General features: G+C 66.5%; 10 protein-coding genes. 8 read left to right on the forward strand and 2 right to left on the reverse strand.

Annotated features, from left to right (window positions below):
* The first annotated feature begins 527 nt into the window (after window positions 1-527).
* Window positions 528-1,790 carry an MFS transporter gene (locus tag OKW26_RS39470; RefSeq protein ID WP_429356925.1) on the forward strand — a complete coding sequence of 421 codons (1,263 nt, stop codon included), beginning with the start codon at window positions 528-530 and terminating at the stop codon, window positions 1,788-1,790.
* Window positions 1,791-1,846: 56 nt separating this feature from the next.
* Window positions 1,847-2,932 (forward strand): asparaginase, encoded by a 1,086-nt coding sequence (locus OKW26_RS39475; RefSeq protein WP_429356926.1) that lies wholly within the window; start codon window positions 1,847-1,849, stop codon window positions 2,930-2,932.
* A 37-nt stretch (window positions 2,933-2,969) separates the two neighbouring features.
* Here the strand turns inward: OKW26_RS39475 and OKW26_RS39480 are convergent, their stop codons facing one another.
* Window positions 2,970-3,962 carry a chemotaxis protein gene (locus OKW26_RS39480; RefSeq protein ID WP_090803881.1) on the reverse strand — a complete coding sequence of 331 codons (993 nt, stop codon included), beginning with the start codon at window positions 3,960-3,962 and terminating at the stop codon, window positions 2,970-2,972.
* Between the two features lie 350 nt (window positions 3,963-4,312).
* Between OKW26_RS39480 and OKW26_RS39485 the strand changes: the two genes are divergently transcribed.
* The 3 genes from OKW26_RS39485 (at window position 4,313) to OKW26_RS39495 (ending at window position 7,832) form a co-directional block, all read left to right on the forward strand.
* Entirely contained in the window at window positions 4,313-4,888 is a 576-nt protein-coding gene (locus OKW26_RS39485) for a DUF4142 domain-containing protein (RefSeq protein WP_429356927.1), read from the forward strand.
* A gap of 110 nt (window positions 4,889-4,998) precedes the next feature.
* The gene (locus tag OKW26_RS39490; protein ID WP_429356928.1) at window positions 4,999-6,738 is read left to right on the forward strand and encodes a tetratricopeptide repeat protein; all 1,740 of its coding nucleotides are present in this window, start codon (window positions 4,999-5,001) and stop codon (window positions 6,736-6,738) included.
* A gap of 68 nt (window positions 6,739-6,806) precedes the next feature.
* The gene (locus OKW26_RS39495) at window positions 6,807-7,832 is read left to right on the forward strand and encodes an aldo/keto reductase (protein WP_429356929.1); all 1,026 of its coding nucleotides are present in this window, start codon (window positions 6,807-6,809) and stop codon (window positions 7,830-7,832) included.
* A gap of 43 nt (window positions 7,833-7,875) precedes the next feature.
* On the opposite strand, the gene OKW26_RS39500 is transcribed toward OKW26_RS39495, so the two are convergent.
* Window positions 7,876-8,619, reverse strand: coding sequence for an SDR family oxidoreductase (locus tag OKW26_RS39500; RefSeq protein WP_429356930.1), 744 nt, complete (start codon window positions 8,617-8,619; stop codon window positions 7,876-7,878).
* 118 nt (window positions 8,620-8,737) lie between these two features.
* Between OKW26_RS39500 and OKW26_RS39505 the strand changes: the two genes are divergently transcribed.
* The 3 genes from OKW26_RS39505 to uvrA all read left to right on the forward strand — a co-directional run bounded on the left by OKW26_RS39505 (window position 8,738) and on the right by uvrA (window position 17,450).
* Window positions 8,738-9,628: a LysR family transcriptional regulator gene (locus OKW26_RS39505; protein ID WP_429356931.1), complete on the forward strand. Its 891-nt coding sequence runs from the start codon at window positions 8,738-8,740 to the stop codon at window positions 9,626-9,628.
* Between the two features lie 137 nt (window positions 9,629-9,765).
* Window positions 9,766-11,280, forward strand: a complete 1,515-nt coding sequence (locus OKW26_RS39510; RefSeq protein ID WP_429356932.1) for an amino acid racemase — start codon at window positions 9,766-9,768, stop codon at window positions 11,278-11,280.
* A 221-nt stretch (window positions 11,281-11,501) separates the two neighbouring features.
* Window positions 11,502-17,450, forward strand: a complete 5,949-nt coding sequence (uvrA, locus tag OKW26_RS39515) for an excinuclease ABC subunit UvrA (RefSeq protein WP_429356933.1) — start codon at window positions 11,502-11,504, stop codon at window positions 17,448-17,450.
* Window positions 17,451-17,662 lie beyond the last annotated feature (212 nt).

The following is a 17,662-nucleotide window of genomic DNA, read 5'->3' on the forward strand; positions in this document are numbered from 1 at the left end:
GGGAGTTCGAGTGTTAGACGGTGTGGCTGGCCGGTGGGACTGGGCCGGCGTGCCGCCAGCCGGGCGGTTGCCCACGGGGCACAATCATAGCCGCAAACAGCCCGGCAGTTCACATCGATACATCAAGCATAAATATACGCACCGCGAAGCGCGCGGCGAGCCCGACTGATGCCCAATCGTGCCCATTGATGCGGACGCGCGTTCGATTTAACGCCCGTCGCGTGACATACGGCGCGCTGATGCACCGTAATCGGCAAACTTGACGATCAATCGAGGCGCCAAATTGAAAGGAACTGAACTGGATCTGTATGCAACTGAAGAGCCAGGCCACACTTTGGCTTTCAATCTTTTCGATGGCACATGGGTGTCCGATGTGCCGGGCTACGGTTTAGGTATGGCCCCCATTTCGACGATGGGCGTCTCCACTGGTTCGAGATCAGCCTCCTTTGTGCATGCCCTCCGGTCTTGCTCTAAACTAGCGCCCGCCCAACCCACGCCCCGATGCGCCCTGTCACGAGCAACAACCGATGCCCCCAGCCTCCATCGATCCCGCCGATTCCCCGCATTTCAGCCTGCCGAAACACCCGCCGTTCCAGCGTTTCTGGTGCACCCGCATCCTGTCGTCGCTGTCGTTCCAGATGCTCGCGGTCGCGATGGGCTGGCATGTCTACGCGCTCACGCATAGCGCGTTCGCACTTGGCCTCGTCGGTCTTGCGCAGTTTCTGCCGATGTTCCTGCTGACGCTCGTCGTCGGCCATGTCGCCGATCGTTACGATCGCCGCCGCATCGCCGCCGTCTGCCAGAGCCTCGAAAGTGTCGCTGCATTGCTGTTCGCGATCGGCACCTTCGGCGGCTGGATCAGCGCGCCGGTCATCTACGTGCTGGCTGCCTGCGTCGGCGCGTCGCGCGCGTTCGAATCGCCGGCCGTGGCGTCGCTGCTGCCGGCCGTGGTGCCGCGCGGCTATCTGCCGAAGGCGACCGCGTGGGCGACGTCCGCCAATCAGACCGCGCAGATCGCCGGGCCCGCGCTCGGTGGTCTGCTGTACGGCATCGGTCCCGGTGCCGCGTATCTCGCGTGCACGCTGACGTTCGCGGCGGCGGCCGCGTCGGTGTGGAGCATTCCGTTGCAGATGAAGCCGGCGAGCCGCGCGCCCGTCACGCTCGAATCGATCTTTTCGGGCATCGCGTTCATTCGTCGCGAGCCGGTGATTCTGGGCGCGCTGTCGCTCGATCTGTTCGCGGTACTGTTCGGCGGCGCGACCGCGTTGCTGCCGATCTTCGCGCGCGACGTGCTGCACGCGGGCCCGCTCGGTCTCGGCCTGTTGCGCTCGGGCACGGCGATCGGCGCGCTCGCGGGCACGATCTGGCTCGCGCATTTTCCATTGCGCAACCGGCCCGGCGCGGCGATGTTCGGCGGCGTGATCGTGTTCGGCATCGCGACGATCGTGTTCGGGCTGTCGCATCAGTTCCTCGTGTCGTTGTTCGCGCTGATGGTGCTCGGCGCGTCGGACACGATCAGCGTGGTGGTGCGGCTGTCGCTCGTGCAATTGCGCACGCCCGATGAAATGCTCGGCCGCGTCAGCGCGGTCAATTCGTTGTTCATCGGGACGTCGAATCAATTGGGCGAGTTCGAATCGGGCCTGACCGCGGGATGGTGGGGCGCGCAGCCGGCGGTGCTGGTCGGCGGTGTCGCGACGATCGTGATCGCGCTGTTGTGGATGCGGTTCTTTCCCGAACTGCGGCACACGCGTACGCTCGAGCGCGAAGAGGCGCTCGCGGCGAGCGCCTGATTGCCAGGGCCTGGGCGCCATCGCCCGATCCATGACACGACGAGGAGACGAACCGCATGAGCCAGTCCGAACTGCACCCCGCCGCGCCGGTCGCGGCGACGATCTATCGTGGCGAATCCGTCGAGAACACGCATCTCGCGCACGTCGCGGTCGTCGATGCGGACGGTCGTCTGCTGTATTCGTTCGGCGACGCCGCGCGCATGACGCTCGCGCGTTCCGCCGCGAAGCCGGCCCAGGCGCTCGCGGTGCTCGAAACCGGCGCGCTCGAGCGTTGCGGTTTCGACGAAGCCGATCTCGCGCTGATGTGCGCATCGCACAGCAGCGAGCCGCGTCATATCGAACGCACGCGCGGCATGCTCGCGAAAGCGCAGGCGAGCGAGGCCGATCTGCGTTGCGGCGGCCATCCGCCGTTATCGGATGCGGTGTACGTCGACTGGATCCGGCGCGGCTTTGCGCCCACCGGCGTGTGCAGCAACTGTTCGGGCAAGCACGCGGGCATGCTGGCCGGCGCGGGTTCGATCGGCGCGGCGCTCGCCGGCTATGAGCTGCCCGGGCATCCGTTGCAGGTGCGGGTGAAGCAGACGGTCGCGAGCGTCTGCGATCTGCCCGACGAGGGCGTGCAATGGGCGATCGACGGCTGCAATCTGCCGACGCCGGCGTTTGCGCTCGACCGGCTCGCACGTCTGTTCGCGAAGCTCGCGGCGGCACAGGATCAACAGGAAACCGAAGCCGCCGCGACGACGCCGCGCGCGGCCGCGCTCGCGCGCATCTATCGCGCGATGACGTCGTACCCGGAACTGGTCGGCGGTGAGGGGCGCTTCTGTACGCTGCTGATGCGGGCTTTCGATGGCGCGCTGGTCGGCAAGGTCGGCGCGGACGGCAGCTATGCGATCGGCGTACGCGCATCGCGGCAGACCGCGCGGCTCGGCGCGAAGGGCGCGCTAGGCATCGCGTTGAAGATCGAGGACGGCAATCCCGCCGTGCTCTACGCGGTCACCGCCGAGTTGCTCGCCGTGCTCGATATCGGTACGCCTGAACAACGCGCGGCGCTCGACGGCTTTCATGCGCCGCAGCGCCTCAACACGATGGGCATCGAGATCGGCCGGATGGATTTCTCGATCGAGCTTGCCGCGCATCGTTGAGCGCGGCGACCCGATTCACTGCTCGACACCCCAGAGCTCAAGCCGCCGCCGCCTTCGCCGGCGCGGCACCCAGCGCATCACGGATCGCATCGGCGAGCTCGCTCGCCGCGAACTTCGCGACATAGCCGTTGGCGCCCGCGTTCTTCACATGCGCCTCATTGGCCGCGCCCGTCAGCGACGAGTGAATGATCACCGGAATATCGCGCGTGCGTTCATCGGCCTTGATCTGGCGCGTCAGCATGAAGCCGTCCATCTCCGGCATCTCCAGATCGGTCAATACGAGCGCGATGGTGTCTTTCGCGCGCGCGCCGTTTTTCTGCGCTTCGCGCGCGACCTGCTGCAGCGTCTGCCACGCTTCCTCGCCGGTCTTCGTCATGATGTAGTCAGCGCCGATCGCGGTGAGCGCCTGTTCGATCAGCTTGCGCGCGAAGCCGGAGTCGTCGGCGGCGAGGATCTTCGCGCCGCGGCGGATGCCGAGCGCCTGGCCGACCGAGGCCGGATCGACGCTCGGATGCTGCGACGGGAACACGTCGCGCAATACCTGCTCGACGTCGATCACCTGGGCGAGGCGCGAGTCGCCGGTATTGCCGTCGATGCGCGCGATGCTCGTGACGAGCTTGCCGCCCGCCGAGCCATCGGCCGACAGCACCTGGTTCCATTCGAGTCGCACGATGTCGTCGACTTCCTCGACCGCGAAGGCCTGCGTCGAACGCGCGAATTCGGTGACCAGCAGGATGTTCAGGCCGCGCGTCGGCTCGCAGCCCATCAACCGCGGCAGATCGATCACGGGGATGATCTGCCCGCGAATGTCGACCGCGCCCATCACGTAAGGCGACGATCCGGCGATCGGCGTGACGGTCGGCATCGTCGAGATTTCGCGCACCTTGAACACGTTGATCCCATACAATTCGTGCGCGTCGCTGCCCGGCACGTGGCCGAGGCGGTATAGCAGCAGCTCGAACTTGTTGGAGCTCGTCAGGTTGCTGCGTTCGGTGTGGCGCTCGTGATTGGCACGGTGGTCGTCTGCCATCGGAATCGTTCTCCAGAATTGCGGTGCTGAGCGGTGCTGAGCGTGCCTGTATCTGGTTATCGGCGCCGATGGCGAAAAATTCAGCACTGCGTGGCAGCGTCGAGCGGCGCGCGCGATTCACGCGAATACGGCAAACGTGTGCGCATTCATATGAGGGTTACCTAAGGTTACAGAAGCGACAGCAGGGTTTCACCTGCCCGACGGCGTGGCTTCTAGAATCGGCAGCGATAAAAGCGTGGCGCCGCGCTGGGCTCGCAAGCAGTCCGCAGCGTTTTGCATCGCACGCTTCGTTCGCGGCGCACACGTGTCCGTCGTTTTGCTTTCAGATGCTTTCACCTCAAGGAGAACGTATGATCCGCCTGCCTTCCGTCCCTTCCGTCGCTTTGGCCCGCATCGCCGCCGTTGCCTGCTTCGGTGGTCTTCTGACGGCCGCCTCGGTGGCCAGCGCGCAGAGCGCCGCGTCCACGGACACGGGCCGCTTGCATGCCGCCGACCAGACCTTCATCGCGGACGGCACGCAAGCCGTCGCGACGCAGCGCGATGCCGCGCGTATCGCCACCGCGCGTTCGGCCGACCGCGACGTGAAGGCCTTTGCCGAGCGCGTGTCGAGCGACGACGCCAGGATCACCGACGCGTTGCGCGCAGCGAGTCCGCGCGGTGTCGACGTGCCGAAGAACGATCCCGATGCGGCCGTGCTCGCAAGCATCAACCATCTGCGCGGCGCGGACTTCGACAAGGTGTACATCGAGCAGGTCGCGCTCGCGGGTGAACAGAAGGCACTGTCCGCTTTCCAGGCGGAAATCGCGGCGGGCCGCGACGAGCAGTTGACGGCCGCCGCGAAACAGGCGCTGCCGACGATCCAGCAGCACTATGCGATGGCGCAGGATCTCGCGAAGCGCAAGCATCTGTCCGTGGCCGCGCAGTAAGCGGCGTCACGTCGCTAAGCGGCAGGCGGCGGTACTTCGAACCCGGGCTTTTCGGCGATAATCGTGCGCTTCTTCCGACGATTCTTCGCGCCTCCGATTCCAGGTACCGCATGAGCAAGCACGCCAGTCTGCCGCAACAGTTGGACCATCTGCTTCGACAAGCCGTCGCGCTTCAGCAGAACGGCGCGCTCGTCGAAGCCGAGGAGTTGTATCGCGAGATACTCGAACTGAAGCCGAAGCATGGCGACGCGTTGCGCTGGCTCGGCGAACTCGCGCTGCAAACGGGCCGCTTGCAGGAAGGCATCGATCTGCTGAAGAAGGCGCTCGTGGTCAACGCGAGACAGCCGGCCGTGCATTCGAATCTCGCCTATGCGCTGAACGCGTTGCAGCGTCATGACGAAGCGCTCGCGTGTGCCGAGCGGGCGCTCGCGATGCAGCCGAAATTCGCCGATGCGTTGAACAATCGCGGCAACGCATTGGCGGCGCTGAACCGTCCGCTCGATGCGCTCGCGAGCTACGAACGCGCGCTTTCGCTCGTGCCGGAGTTTGCGCCGGCGTGGAACAATCGCGCATGCGTGCTGCGCGATCTCGGCCGCTATGCCGATGCGCTCGATAGCTGCGACCAGGCGCTCGCGTTGCAGCCGAACTATCCGGATGCGTGGAGCAATCGCGGCAACGTGCTCGGCGATCTGAACCAGCCGCACGAAGCACAACACTGCTACCAACGCGCGCTGGAACTTGCGCCTGCTTTCGTCGATGCATGGAACAACCTCGGTCTCGCGCAGATCGATCTGAATCAGCGCGAACAGGCGTTGTCGAGCTATCAGCGCGCGCTTGCGTTGAATCCGGCGTCGGTCGAAACGCACTGGAACCAGGCGCTGTGCCTGCTGCAAATGGGCCGCTTCGATACCGGCTGGCGCGAATACGAATGGCGTTGGGAGCGCAGCCGCATCAAGGCCGGCAGGCGCGCGTTCGCGCAGCCGTTGTGGCTCGGCGATGTTCCGCTCGACGGCAAAACGATTCTGCTGCATGCGGAGCAGGGCCTGGGCGATACGTTGCAGTTCTGCCGCTATGCGCCGCTCGTTGCGAAGCTCGGCGCGAAGGTCGTGCTCGAAGTGCCGGGCGCGTTGTTGCGATTGCTGTCGACGCTCGATGGTGTCGATCAGTTGATCGAAGCGGGGCAGCCGTTGCCGCCGTTCGATTGTCATTGCCCGCTGCTGAGCTTGCCGCTTGCGTTCGGCACGAACGAAGCGAGCATTCCGGCGGCGACGCCGTATCTTTTTGCGCAGCCGGCGGCCGTCAGCGAATGGCGTGAGCGGATCGAACACGACGGCAACATCAACGCGGATGCCAACGCAATCAGGCCGCTGAAAGTCGGCCTCGTCTGGGCCGGCGAGAACCGCGCGCATATCGCCGAGCTGCGCAAGATCGACGCGCGTCGGTCGCTCACGTTCGAGCAACTCGCGCCGCTCCTCGAGGTGCCGAACGTTCGCTTCTTCAGCGTGCAGAAGGGCGCGGCCGCGCCGCAATTAGCCGAAAGCGCCTACGGTGAACGCGTCGCCGATTACACCGGGCTGCTGCACGATTTCGCCGATACCGCCGCGCTCGTCGCCAGTCTCGATCTGGTGATTTCGGTCGACACCTCCACCGCGCATCTGGCCGGCGCGCTCGACAAACCCGTCTGGATCCTGAACCGCTTCGACACCTGCTGGCGCTGGTTGCTCGAACGCAGCGACACGCCGTGGTATCCGTGCGCACGTCTGTTCCGTCAACCGGCGCTCGGCGATTGGGGCGGCGTGATCGATGCCGTGCGCGATGCATTGGGGGATCTGAGCGCCACGCCTTCGTGACGCCTTCGGGCGGAGACGCGTAGACTGAACTTCCGTTCATCGATGGCAATGCCACGGAGAGTTCTTCAATGGAATACAGACATCTGGGTGCATCGGGTTTCAAGGTGCCGGTGCTGAGTCTCGGCACCGGTACATTCGGCGGCAAGGGTGAATTTTTCCAGGCGTGGGGCGCGACCGACGTCGCCGAAGCGCGGCGTCTGATCGACATCTGTTTCGACGCGGGCGTCACGATGTTCGACACGGCCGACATCTATTCGAAGGGCGCGTCCGAGTCGGTGCTCGGCGAGGCGCTGAAGGGCAAGCGCGACAAGGCGATCCTGTCGACCAAGGCGACCTTTCGTTTCGACGACGATCCGAACGGCGTCGGCTCGTCGCGCTTCCATCTGATCCAGGCGGTCGATTCAGCGCTCAAGCGTCTGCAAACCGATTACATCGACCTGTTCCAGTTGCACGGCTTCGACGCGAAAACGCCGATCCCCGAAGTGCTGTCCACGCTCGACGACCTCGTGCGCGCGGGCAAGATCCGCTATATCGGCGTGTCGAATTTCTCCGGCTGGCATCTGATGAAGTCGCTCGATATCGCCGACCGTTACGGCTATCCGCGCTATGTCGCGAATCAGACCTACTACTCGCTGGTCGGGCGCGACTACGAGTGGGAGCTGATGCCGCTCGGTGTCGACCAGGGCGTCGGTGCGGTGGTGTGGAGCCCGCTCGGCTGGGGCCGCTTGACCGGCAAGCTCAAGCGCGGCCAGCCGCTGCCGGAGACGAGCCGTCTGCACAAGACCGCCGACATGGGGCCGCCGGTGCCGGAAGACTATCTGTTCCACGTGCTCGACGCGCTCGACGAAATTGCCGCCGAAACCGGCAAGACCGTGCCGCAGATCGCGCTGAACTGGCTGCTGCAACGGCCGACCGTCGCGACGCTGTTGATCGGCGCGCGCAACGAGGAGCAACTGCGGCAAAACCTCGGCGCGGTCGGCTGGAATCTGACGCCGGAGCAGGTCGCGAAGCTCGATGCGGCCAGCACGGTGCGCCCCGCGTATCCGTACTGGCATCAGGAAGGCTTCGCGGAACGCAATCCAAAGGCGGTTTGAGCGGCTGGTCCAGCTCGGCCGCACGCTGGACCAGCGCATCCCATCAGGCCAAACCGCCATTGGCCCGCAATACCTGCCCATTGACCCAACCCGCATCCGGGCCGACCAGAAACGCGACCACGCCCGCCACGTCTTCCGGCTCGCCGAGGCGTTGCAGCGGCGGCATCTTCGCGAACGTCTCGATCTGCTCGTCGGTCTTGCCTTCGAGGAACAGCGCGGTCGCGATCGGTCCCGGCGCGAGCGCATTCACTGTGATGTTGCGCCCGCGCAGTTCCTTCGCGAACACACGCGTGAACGCTTCGACGGCTGCCTTGGTCGCCGTGTAGATGCCATAGCCGGGCAGGTTCAGCGCGAGCACGCTGGTCGAGAAATTGACGATGCGCCCGCCGTCGTTCAGGCGCGCGGCCGCTTCGCGCAGCGTGTTGAAGGTGCCGCGCACGTTGATGTCGAAGGTTTGGTCGTAGAGTGCGTCGGGCGTGTCGGCGAGCGGCGTGGGCTTCATCACGCCCGCGTTGTTGACGAGCACATCCACCTTGCCGAGTTCGCGTTCGGTGATTTCGAACATGCGACGTACGTCGCCGGGCTTCGACACGTCGGCTTGCACCGCGACCGCCTTGCCGCCAGCTTCGCGGATCGCGCCGACGAGCGCGTCGGCTTCGCCCGCGCTCGCTGCGTAGTTGACGGCGACCGCGTAGCCGTCGTTCGCGAGCCGCTGTGCGATCGCCGTGCCGATGCCGCGCGATGCGCCCGTGACGATGGCGACTTTCGGTTGTGGGTTCGTGTTCATGATTGGTTTCCTCATAGAAGGTGGTGGATCGGTGAGGTGAATCATGAAGGCTTTGCGCGCAGAGATAATCCGGTTAGACTCGCCATCATCATTCCATTTGCTTTAATAATCCGCCGATATGGACCGTTTCGAGGAAATGCGCGTATTCGTGCGGATCGCCGAGCGCCAGAGCTTCACGCGCGCCGCCGACGATCTGCAAATTCCGCGCGCGACCGTCACCAACCTGATGAAGCGCCTCGAGCAGCGGCTCGGCGCGCGGTTGCTCGAACGCACGACCCGCACGGTGCGGCTCACGCCCGACGGTGAAGCGCACTACCAGCGCTGCGTGCGCCTGATCGCCGATCTGGAGGAGGCCGAGGGGGCGTTTTCCAATCTCGCGCCAAAGGGGCTGTTGCGCGTGAACGTGCAGGGCACGCTCGCGCGGCACTTCGTGGTGCCGGCGCTGCCCGCGTTTCTCGCGCGCTTTCCCGACATCGAGCTGATGATCGGCGAGGACGACCGGCTCGTCGACCTCGTGCGCGAGGGCATCGATTGCGTGCTGCGCGCGGGCGTGCTGCAGGATTCGTCGATGGTCGGGCGGCGCGTCGCGCAACTGCAGCAGGTGACGGTCGCGAGTCCCGCGTATCTGGCCAAGTATGGCGAGCCGGCCGATCCTGACGCGCTGTCGACGCATCGCGCGGTCAACTACGTGTCGAGCGCGACCGGCAAGCCGGTGCCGCTCGAATTCCGCGTCGACGGGCGGGATGCCGCGCTCGTGCTGCCGTCGGCGGTGTCGGTCAGCGGCGCCGAACTGTACACGGGCGCGGCCCTCGCCGGGCTCGGCATCGTGCAGGTACCGCGTTACCGCGTGGATGGCGAGTTGGCGGCGGGGCGGCTGCGGGTCATTCTGGCGGACTATCCGCCGCCACCGATGCCGGTGTCGGTGCTGTATCCGCAGAACCGGCAGTTGTCGTCGCGCGTGCGGGTGTTCGCGCGGTGGCTGCGGGAGATTTTCGAGGCGGTGAACTGAGGGAGCGAAAAACGCAAAGGAATGCGTTTTCGTGGTTAACGCCTGGACATGTGCGCCTCGCATAATGTCATTTTCAAGAGCGCAGAAAGCCGCCCGTGATCGAGGGTGGACGCACAGAACGACCGGGGGATCTGATCATGAATCGTTTTCGTTCGCTGGGTGTGGCGACGGGCGCGGCGCAGTTCGCCAGTGCCGACATCCTCAGCCGGATGAGCATGGCGTCGCGCCGGCCAGGCGCCGCGCGCCCCTTCGATCTGATTTTCGAACCGCGCGCGTGGCAGGGGCCCGCCGCGCCCGAGGCGACGGACCCGCAGTTCAAGATCCACGTGTTCGACACGATGCGCGCGTTCGAAAAACGCGGCGTCGACGCGATCGTGCTGCCATGCTTTCTGAGCCATACCTTCATCGACGAACTCGCGGCCAACGTCAGCGTGCCGGTCGCCAACATCATGACCGCGCTGTCCGCGCACGTGCGGCGCACCTATCCGTCGGCGCGCCGAATCGGCGTGCTGACGTCGGCGGCGATTCGCGCGAACGGCCTGTTCGAGCGCTACTTCGAAGCCGGGCACTTCGACGTGTGCTATCCGCGCAACGACACCGGTTTCGACGGCGTGACGAGCGCCGTCTTCGGTGTCGGGGGCATCCGCGATGGGCGCCTGCACGGGCGGCCCGTCGAGCTGTTGCGCGCGGCGTGCGCGGATCTGGTCGCGCAGGGCGTCGACGTGATCGTGCCGGGGCTCGCGGAGATCGGCCTCGTGCTGCGCGCGCTCGGGCGCATCGAGGTGCCGCTCGTCGATACGAACCAGGTGTATGCGCGCTATGTCGCGGCGGCGCAGTACACGCAGCCGGAGCGGGCGTTCCGCCTCGGCGTGGTCGGCGGCATCGGGCCGGCCGCGACCGTCGATTTCATGGCCAAGGTCGTGCGCAACACGCCGGCCGCGCGCGACCAGGACCATATCCGGATCATGGTCGAGCAGAATCCGCAGATCCCCGACCGCACCGCGGCGCTGCTCGAGCGCGGCGACGATCCCACCCTCGCGCTGTACGCGGCCTGCAAGACGCTCGAGGACGGCGGCGCGGATCTGATCGCGATTCCGTGCAATACCGCGCATGCGTTCGTCGAGCGGCTCCAGCCGGCGCTGCGCGTGCCGATCGTCAATATGCTGAGCTGTACCGCCGATTATCTGCGCGAGACCTTTCCGGGTCTGCGCGAAGTGGGCGTGCTGGCCACCTCGGGTACGCTCGCGAGCCGCGTCTACGAACAGGCGCTCGACGCGCGCGGCCTGGTGCAGATCGCGCCGTCCGCCACTGCGCAAGCGCGTCTGATGAACGCGATCTACGGCCCGCGCGGCGTGAAGGCGGGGCACACGTCGGGCGACTGTTGCGACGACCTCGCGGCGGCCGTCGACGATCTGCTCGCGCAGGGCGTGCAGGTGATCGTGCTCGCGTGCACCGAGTTGCCGTTGCTGTTGCGTGAGCCGGTGCTCGCGTGTCCGGGCGGGCGCGTGGTGCGGCTGGTCGATCCGACCGACGTGCTGGCGAGGCGCTGCGTTGCGTATGCGCTTGGCGACGGTGTCGCGCGTGGCACACCGGCGGGTTGCGCGACGCCGGATGCGGCCGGGCGCTCGCGGGTTGAAAGCGCGCTGGGCTAGTCGGGTGGCGTGACCGCGGCGCAGCCGTTTGCGCCTCGCCGCCGATCCAGAGGTCAAGGCGCGCCCGAGCCCGCCATGGAAAACTGTATAAACATACAGTATAGTATCCCCCTACAGCCAGGCTTCCGGGCGCTCCTCGCGCCGACCCGGCTGCACCGAACTTGCGCGGTCGCGAGAGCCGGCCGTGAGAGGTGACCCACTCCTTCAGACGGTCGGAAAAATTGTCCTCCAACGACGCAACCCTTGACACCCTCGCTGACACTCCCCAAGGCGGCAACCCGAGCGGCAACAAGATCCAGGGCACGATCCGCATTCGCGGCGCCCGCCAGCACAACCTGAAAAACGTCGACCTCGACGTGCGCACCGGCGAAATGACGGTCGTCACGGGGCCGTCCGGCTCGGGCAAGTCGAGCCTCGTGTTCGACACGCTGTATGCGGAAGGTCAGCGCCGCTACGTCGAAACCTTCAGCGCGTACGCGCGCCAGTTCCTCGACCGGATGGATCGGCCGCAGGTCGACCGCGTCGACGGCGTGCCGCCCGCCATCGCGATCGACCAGACCAACCCGGTGCGCAGCTCGCGCTCCACGGTCGGCACGATGACCGAGCTCAACGATCACCTGAAGCTGCTGTACGCGCGCGCGGCCGAGCTGTTCGACCGCCAGAGCGCGTATCTGGTGCGGCACGACACGCCGGAGACGATCTACGCGGAACTGCTCGAGCGCACCGCGCAGGAGGAGCCGCGGCTCGTCGTCACGTTCCCGGTCGAGCTGCCGGAGTCGGCGTCCGCGCAGGAGGTCGAGCAGTGGTTGTCGGCGAGCGGCTATACGCGCGTGCAGGCGCAGCGCGAAGTCGATTCGCCGACCGGCAAGCGCAAGCTGCTCGACGTCGTCGCCGACCGCTTCCGGCTGCGCTCGGTGGATAAAGCACGCGCGATCGAGGCGATCGAGGCATCGCTGAAGCGCGGCGGCGGGCGCGTCAATATTTACGTGCTGCCGGCTACCTCGGACGAGCCGCAGGCCGAAGCCGCCGAGCCGCGCATCTGGCGTTTCTCCACCGGCTTGCACAGCCCCGAAAGCGATCTGCGCTATGCCGACCCGCAGCCCGCGCTGTTCTCGTTCAACTCGGCCTATGGCGCTTGCGATGCCTGCCGCGGTTTTGGCCGCGTGATCGGCGTCGACCTCGGTCTCGTGATCCCCGACGCGCGCAAGACGCTGCGCGAAGGTGCGGTCAAGCCGATGCAGACGCCCGCGTGGAAGGAGTGCCAGGACGACCTGATGCGCTACGCGGCGAAAGCCGACATCCGCCGCGACACGCCGTGGGGCGAGCTCAGCGAGCGCGAACGCAACTGGGTCGTCAACGGCTCGCCGGACTGGAACGGCAAGTGGCAGACGCATTGGTACGGCGTCAAACGCTTCTTCGACTATCTCGAATCGAAGGCGTACAAGATGCATATCCGCGTGCTGCTGTCGAAATACCGCAGCTACACGCCGTGCGAAACCTGCGGCGGCGCGCGTCTGAAAACCGAATCGCTGCTGTGGCGCCTCGGCAGCAAGGCCAATGCGAACGACGTGCTCGCGCCCGCGCAGCGCTTCATGCCGCGCGGCGTGAAGTGGTCGCGCGCGCAGCTCGAGGCGTTGCCGGGCCTGACCGTGCACGATCTCATGCTGATGCCGATCGAGCGCATCCGCCGCTTCTTCGACGACATCGCGCTGCCGAGCGCGTTGCTCGACGACGCGCTGAAGCTGCTGCTCGCCGAAGTGCGCACGCGCCTCAAGTATCTATGCGACGTCGGTCTCGGCTATCTGACGCTCGACAGGCAAAGCCGCACGCTGTCGGGCGGCGAGGTGCAGCGTATCAACCTGACCACCGCGCTCGGCACGTCGCTGACCAAGACGCTGTTCGTGCTCGACGAGCCGAGCATCGGCCTGCACCCGCGCGACCTGAACCGCATCGTCGAAGCGATGCACCGGCTGCGCGACGCGGGCAATACGCTGGTCGTGGTCGAGCATGATCCGTCGGTGATGCTCGCGGCGGACCGGCTCATCGACATGGGTCCGGGACCGGGCGAGCGCGGCGGCTCGATCATTTTCGACGGCGCGCCCGAGGCGATTCGCTCGACCGGCACGCTGACCGGCGAGTACCTCGGCGGCCGGCGCCATGTCGCGGATGCCGCGCACTGGTCGCGTCGCGCGGTCGACGCGAGCACGCCGCGCATCGTGCTCGAAGGCGCGAGCGAGCACAATCTGCGCGACGTCACGGTCGAAATTCCATTGCAGCGGCTCGTCTGCGTGACCGGCGTGTCGGGTTCCGGCAAATCGACGCTGCTGCAGGACGTGCTGTATCCGGCGATGGCGCGCCACTTCGGGCTCGCCACCGAAGCGCCGGGCGCGTTCAAGGCGCTGAACGGCGCGGACCAGGTCACCGACGTCGTGTTCGTCGACCAGTCGCCGATCGGCAAGACCGCACGCTCGAATCCGGCCAGCTACGTCGGCGCGTTCGACGAAATCCGCAAGCTGTTCGCGAAGGCACCGCTCGCGCAACAGCGCGGCTACGGCCCCGGCATGTTCAGCTTCAATTCGGGCGACGGCCGCTGCCCGACCTGTGGCGGCTCGGGCTTCGAGCACATCGAAATGCAGTTCCTCTCCGACGTGTACCTGCGCTGCCCCGATTGCGACGGGCGCCGTTATCGCGCGGAAATGCTGGAGGTGAAGATCGAGCGCGACCAGCCGGCGCGCGGGTTGAGCATTGCCGACGTGCTCGAACTGACCGTCAGCGAGGCTGCCGCGTACTTCGCGCAGGACGCCGAAGTATTGCGCGTGCTGCAGCCGATCGTCGACGTCGGGCTCGAATACGTGAAGCTCGGCCAGCCCGTGCCGACGCTGTCCGGCGGCGAGGCGCAGCGGCTCAAGCTCGCGGGCTTTCTCGCGGAGTCGGCACAGGCGCGCGGCGCACGCGGCGCGAAGCAGGTGATCGCGAAGCGTCTGTTCATGTTTGACGAACCGACCACGGGTCTGCATTTCGACGACATCGCGAAGCTGATGCAGGCGTTCGGCAAGCTGCTCGCGAGCGGTCATTCGCTGATCGTGATCGAGCACAATCTCGACGTGATCCGCGCGGCCGACTGGATCATCGACCTCGGTCCCGAAGGCGGCGACGGCGGTGGCCGCGTGTTGTGCGCGGGCACGCCGGACGAAGTGAAAGCGTGCGCCGAATCGCATACTGGCGAGGCGTTGCTGCAATACGACCGCGCGATGGACACCGCAACCGCGGCGGAGCCCCAGGGCATCCCGCTGCAGAAGGCCCTGAGCGCGGCCCGCGCACGTCGCGCGATCGAAGGCGAGGACGTGGTGCGCATCGTCAACGCGCGCGAGCATAACCTGAAGGCGCTCGACGTCGACATTCCGCACGGCAAGTTCAACGTGATCACCGGCGTGTCGGGCTCGGGCAAATCGACGCTCGCGTTCGACATCCTGTTCCACGAAGGTCAGCGGCGCTACCTCGAATCGTTGAACGCGTACGCGCGCTCGATCGTGCAGCCAGCCGGACGGCCCGAAGTCGACGCGGTGTACGGCATTCCACCGACCGTCGCGATCGAGCAGCGGCTCTCGCGCGGCGGTCGCAAGAGTACCGTCGCCACGACCTCGGAGGTGTGGCACTTCCTGCGTCTGCTGTACGTGAAGCTCGGCTTGCAGCACTGCATTCACGACGGCACGCCGGTCACGTCGCAAAGCGCCGAATCGATCGCGGCGCAGTTGCTGCGCGATCACAAGGGCCAGCACGTCGGCTTCCTCGCGCCGCTCGTCGTAAACCGCAAGGGCGTCTATACGGACCTCGCGAAATGGGCAAAAGCGCGCGGCAATACGCATCTGCGTGTGGACGGCGAATTCGTGCCGGTCGATCCGTGGCCGAAGCTCGACCGTTTCCGCGAGCACACGATCGAGCTGCCGGTCGCTGACCTCGTCATCTCGGCCGATCACGAAGCGGAGCTGCGCGAAGCGCTCGATCAGACGCTCGACATCGGTAAAGGCATCATGCATCTGCTCGCGCCGCTCGACGGTCTGCACGACGCGCTCAACGGCGGCGAGTCCACCGCGAAGCTCGGCGACGTGAAGGTGCTGTCGACGAAGCGCGCGTGTCCGGTGTGCGGCACGAGCTACCCCGAGCTCGATCCGCGCATGTTCTCGTACAACAGCAAGCATGGCTGGTGCACGAGCTGCGTCGGCACGGGGCTGTCGCTGACGCGGGAGCAGCGGGCCGCGTACGACGACACGATCGTCGACGACGACAATCGCGGTCGCGAGCAGAGCCTGCCCTCGGAGGAGCAGGAACCGGAAGGACTCGTCGACGAGCCGTGTCCGGATTGCGCGGGCACGCGTCTGAATCCGGTCGCGCGCGCGGTCACGTTCGACTCGCAGGCGATCGTCGACGTCGCGCAATGGACCGTGTCCGACACGCGCGCGTGGATCGATACGCTGCGGATGACGGGCCGCGACGCCGAAATCGCGCGCGACGTGGTCAGCGAAATCGGCAGCCGGCTGCAGTTCCTCGAAGAAGTCGGGCTCGGCTATCTGAGCCTCGATCGCGCGGCGCCGAGTTTGTCGGGCGGCGAAGCGCAGCGCATCCGGCTCGCCGCGCAGCTCGGCAGCAATCTGCAGGGCGTGTGTTACGTGCTCGACGAGCCGACCATCGGTCTGCATCCGCGCGACAACCAGATTCTGCTGAACGCGCTGCGCAAGCTCGGCGACAAGGGCAATACGCTCGTCGTCGTCGAGCATGACGAAGATACGATCCGGCGCGCGGATCACATCATCGATATCGGGCCGGGCGCGGGCAAGCGCGGCGGCACGCTGATCGCGCAGGGCAGCGTCGCGGACCTGTCCGCGCAGCCCGATTCGCTGACCGGGCGTTTCCTCGCGCAGCCGATCGTGCATCCGCTGCAGCCGCGCCGCGAGGTCGTCGCGCCGGGCAAGCGTGCGGCAGCGGTGCCGGAGAACTGGCTGACCGTGCATGGCGGCAAGCTGCATAACCTGCGCGACGTGACGGTCGGCATTCCGCTCGCGCGACTTGTCGCGGTGACGGGCGTCAGCGGCTCCGGCAAATCGACGCTCGCGCGCGACGTGCTGATGACCAATCTGCTCGATGCGGTCGGGCGCTCGGTGCTGTCGTCGCCGGCCACGCGCCGCGCGCGTGCGGCCGCCCAGGAGAAGCCGGCCGCGAACCGGCGTTCGAGCGTGCTCGCGCGCTCGGCGCCGCGCGCGCCGCTGAACGTCACGCACATATGGCAGGGCTGCGATTCGGTCACCGGCTGGGAGAGCATCGACCGCGTGCTGGAAGTCGATCAGACGCCGATCGGCAAGACGCCGCGTTCGTGTCCCGCCACCTACATCGGCGTGTGGGATGCGATCCGCAAGCTGTTCGCGGGCACGCTGGAGGCGCGCGCGCGCGGCTATACCGCGTCGCGTTTCTCGTTCAACACGGGCGAGGGCCGCTGCCCCGCATGCGAGGGCCAGGGCGTGCGCACGATCGGCATGAGCTTCCTGCCCGACGTGAAGGTGCCGTGCGACGTCTGCCACGGCCAGCGCTTCAATCCGGAGACACTCGCGGTCACGTGGCGCGGCAAGAACATCGGCGACGTGCTGACCATGGAAATCGACGAAGCGGTCGAGTTCTTCGCGTCGATTACGAACATCGGGCATCCGCTGCAACTGATGAAAGACGTCGGGCTCGGCTATCTGACGCTCGGCCAGCCATCGCCGACGCTGTCGGGCGGCGAGGCGCAGCGCATCAAGCTCGTCACCGAGCTGAGCAAGGTGCGCGACGACATCACGCGGCGTGGCCAGAAGCCGCCGCACACGCTGTACGTGCTCGACGAGCCAACGGTCGGCCTGCACATGGCGGACGTCGCGAAGCTGATTCGCGTGCTGCACCGGCTCGTGGATGGCGGGCATAGCGTCGTCGTCATCGAGCACGATCTCGACGTGATCGCCGAGGCGGACTGGATCATCGACCTCGGTCCGGAGGGCGGCGTGGGCGGCGGTACGATCGTTGCAGCAACGGATCCGGAAAGCCTGTCGCGCGTGGCCGCGAGTCACACGGGCGCGGCTCTGCGGCCGGTGCTCGCGCGCACGGCCGCTACGTCGACGCTGGCCGGCGAAGGGACGAATGGCTGAGGCACGGTGACGAGCGGTGGCGCGGCCGTTGCAACTTCGCAGGTTGCAACGGCCGGCGCCTCGTCGCGTGTCCGCCACACATGATTGCTGCGCTGCATCCAATCATCCGAAGTTCGATCAATGCGGCGCATGCGCGCGTTTAAATCATACGAAAGAGGCCAGCGATGTTTCAAAATAGAAACATTTTTAGATCCCCTGATAAATCAGCATTT

Origin of the sequence: Paraburkholderia sp. 32 (assembly GCF_050435345.1) — a bacterium.
GTDB classification, from domain to species: domain Bacteria; phylum Pseudomonadota; class Gammaproteobacteria; order Burkholderiales; family Burkholderiaceae; genus Paraburkholderia; species Paraburkholderia tuberum.